Raw genomic sequence first — 2,621 nt, 5'->3', positions numbered from 1 at the left:
CACGCGTGAAGAGCTCGATAACCTCAGTGAAGATTGGCTGTGTGAAAACGGTATAAAGTTGGATATCCCCGCATTGTTTGATGCGGTCAAACAGCCGGAAGAAGCGCGCTCAGAAGGTAACAACGATGAGACGCAAGCGGAACAAACCGCAGCGACGCACACCGTAACGGCAGGGGAAGACTGGCAAAGCATCGCTGAACTATATGGTATGGGAGCTAAAGCCTTGCTCTTGCTTAACCCAGTGTTTGAGGCCGACCCTCTGTCACTCGCGGTAGGTGATGAAATTATGGTTGCTGAGAAACAGCAACAACAAGCACCGGACAAAAAGAATACCTTTCCGCCGCTGCGCCCACAAACTTACAACAACATCCGCAACAGTCATTATCAGCACAGTGATCCATTGCTCGGGTTGACCAAATATAGAGCCATTAACACTGCCGATTGCATAGAAGGCGATGTGGTAATACTCAATTTAAAAGACGCTACAAGCTCGCTCGTGTTCGCTAAATCCTGCACCAGACCAGAGGGATGTATTGAAATTGGCGACCAACAAGAGTCAATAAGTAACTTTGGTCCTTGGTCATTCTTCTTTGCACAAGCCAATGCAAGTCCAGCTGCTGTCATACCCGCCATTCAAGCGACACAAGCACAAATGGCTATGGGCAGTTCCGCAGCTGTCGCCGGTTCCCCAGAGCAAGCGCAGCAAACCCAAACCGCGGCTATGCAGTTGGATAAACTGGCCGGCACATTGAAAGACAAAATCGTTGAGGGCTACCGCTGGCAGGTCGAGGGCATTGGCACTTTGTTTGCCATGCAGCAAAGCTTGTTTGGCGATAACACCCAATACACAGACCAAGATTTACGCCAAGTGACCACGGTACAAAGCCGCGTTCGTGTCCACATTACCGAGCCCCAAGATGGCGAGTTTTATCCGCACGTACAGGGGTATCATGTAGACGACACACGAATCCCCATCAAATATGTGAAACAGGGGAACAGTGGTCAGTTGTCCGTTGCTATTGAAGAGAACGGACCAACCATCTATTGGACGCCAGAAGAAAACGATGAAGCAAGTTGGCAAACTACCCCCGATCATAGTGATGGGTTTGAAAAAGACGATATACTGGTCACGCCAATCCACTCGGGTAGCGATGCGAACGTCACCGTTACGCCTGCTCCAGAAGAGAAAGACTGGCGTGATGCGATCTTGGTATTCCCTGAAAGCTCAGGTATCGTTCCTCTTTATATTGTATATAGTGAAAATGCTTACTCATCAGGATTTAAAACGTTTTTGTCACCGAATTCATATCCTGGTGTTTCGAGAGCTCGTCACTTTCAAGAAGCTAATGAGAACCTCTTGAAGATGATGGAAACAGATCCAGAATTTGCATCTCAGATGGAATCCTTGAATATAAAACTAGAGAGAACAGCTACAGGCTTAGCTCCTAGACGACCTCCAAAAGGTTGGACATGGCATCATGAAAGAGAAAAAGGCAGCATGGTTTTAGTCCCAAGAGAACAACACACAATTGGTAGTGAAGAGTGGAAAGTACTTCATCCAGATAACAAGGGGGGCTACTCGATATGGGGGAAATAAAAATGAAATTAAGAGAGTTAATGCTTGATGTTGCAAGCTTGGATCCTGATTTGACCATTTACATTGACAGTGCATGGAATCCTGAATCCCATATTTTACTTTGCGCAGAGCCAGAGGATGGAAGCTCACCGGAAGGGTATGACTACTTTTTAGAGGTATTTATACTGCAAGAGTTATTTGAAGATGTTCCCGAGATCACTGTCGAGCGAGTCATCAAATACGCTCAAGATGATGCTTAATATAAGCTTTACTTTGCTTATAAACATAAGGCGTTACAAGGACGCCTTTTCTCATTCCCATTTCTCAACCGGTTCTAAAAACCGATCAAAGTCCTCTTCTGTCAGAACCTTATAGCTGCTCTCGGTGAATACAACATTTTGTCCATTGCGATTGAAGATAACGGACCAACCATCAATTGGACGCCAGAAGAAAACGGTGAAGCAAGTTGGCAAACTACTCCCGATTCAAGTCAATTTATACCTGCGAACCTTAAACGGATGATGGATGGCAAAGCTCCTCGAGCAAGGTTTAAGGATACCGTCGGGGGAAGACGTTCTTTCGAACTGCACCATGTTGAAGAAATACAACATGGCGGTTCTGTATACGATGTTGACAACTTAAGAGTAAACACCCCCCGTAACCATATTGATATACACAAGAGTTAACTATGGAATTAAAAAACACATTGAGTGCTTATACTGAAGCTGAGTTTATAAATTTACTAGATGAGATAATTGAATCAAAGGGTAGTGATGATTATCAAGATAAGTTGCTTGAACACTTCATATCAATTACGGAGCATCCTGCAGGTTCAGACTTAATTTACTACCCAGAGAACCCAGGTGAAGATACTCCTGAAGGAATAGCAAAAATAGTGAAAGATTGGCGTGCTCTGCAGGGACTTCCCTGCTTCAAAGAGTAAAAGCTAAAAGGCGTCACGATGACGCCTTTTCTTATTCACACGACTCAATCTGTTCTAAAAACCGCTCAAAATCCTCTTGTGTCAGAACCTTATGGCTGCTCT

4 protein-coding genes are annotated in these 2,621 nt (G+C 45.0%); all 4 read left to right on the top strand.

Going from position 1 to position 2,621, the window contains the following annotated elements:
• The coding region (locus IQR33_RS22345; protein ID WP_193844058.1) for an S-type pyocin domain-containing protein at positions 1-1,597 on the top strand (1,597 nt) is incomplete at its 5' end.
• A gap of 2 nt (positions 1,598-1,599) precedes the next feature.
• Positions 1,600-1,836, top strand: coding sequence for a hypothetical protein (locus IQR33_RS22340; RefSeq protein WP_031812766.1), 237 nt, complete (start codon positions 1,600-1,602; stop codon positions 1,834-1,836).
• Between the two features lie 138 nt (positions 1,837-1,974).
• Positions 1,975-2,262 carry an HNH endonuclease signature motif containing protein gene (locus IQR33_RS22335; RefSeq protein WP_193837480.1) on the top strand — a complete coding sequence of 96 codons (288 nt, stop codon included), beginning with the start codon at positions 1,975-1,977 and terminating at the stop codon, positions 2,260-2,262.
• A 2-nt stretch (positions 2,263-2,264) separates the two neighbouring features.
• A complete protein-coding gene (locus IQR33_RS22330) occupies positions 2,265-2,519 on the top strand; it encodes a bacteriocin immunity protein (protein ID WP_017633426.1) in 255 nt (84 codons plus the stop codon).
• The last annotated feature ends 102 nt before the right edge of the window (positions 2,520-2,621 follow it).

It is taken from the genome of Vibrio sp. OPT46 (assembly GCF_015163535.1).
GTDB classification, from domain to species: domain Bacteria; phylum Pseudomonadota; class Gammaproteobacteria; order Enterobacterales; family Vibrionaceae; genus Vibrio; species Vibrio alginolyticus.
The sequence above is the reverse complement of the archived record's forward strand: the minus strand, read 5'-3'. Positions and strand labels throughout refer to the sequence as shown.

Coding starts and splice junctions, on each gene's coding strand:
- IQR33_RS22340 (WP_031812766.1), top strand. CDS start 1,600: ATGAAATTAAGAGAGTTAATGCTTGATGTTGCAAGCTTGGATCCTGAT.
- IQR33_RS22330 (WP_017633426.1), top strand. CDS start 2,265: ATGGAATTAAAAAACACATTGAGTGCTTATACTGAAGCTGAGTTTATA.